This window comes from Cobetia sp. SIMBA_158 (genome assembly GCF_046566945.1).
Taxonomy (GTDB): domain Bacteria; phylum Pseudomonadota; class Gammaproteobacteria; order Pseudomonadales; family Halomonadaceae; genus Cobetia; species Cobetia amphilecti.
This window is the reverse complement of sequence record NZ_JAWJYL010000829.1, coordinates 1-248: the sequence shown is the minus strand read 5'-3', so window position 1 is coordinate 248 and position 248 is coordinate 1. Positions and strand designations below refer to the sequence as shown.

General features: G+C 55.2%; 1 protein-coding gene. It reads left to right on the top strand.

Annotated elements, in window-relative coordinates; all coding sequences use genetic code 11:
- A partial coding sequence (locus tag R2R70_RS22150) for a tyrosine-type recombinase/integrase (RefSeq protein WP_410979222.1) occupies window positions 1-248 on the top strand: 248 nt, incomplete at both ends.

Here is a 248-nt window from a genome sequence, read left to right as displayed (position 1 = left end):
CTTGTTTTGGGGCTAGCATGTACCTGCACCCAGGAAGATATGAGACCGCCTCTCCGATTAGCGCAGCGACCCTGAATCGGGTGATCGATAGCACGGTGAAGCTGATCAATGACAGGGGCGACGAGTTTGAATCATTTACCGTGCACGACCTACGTCGCACGGCGAGCACGCTGTTGCAGGAAGCGGGATTTAACACAGACTGGATAGAGAAATGCCTTGCGCACGAACAGCGTGGTGTACGCGCGATC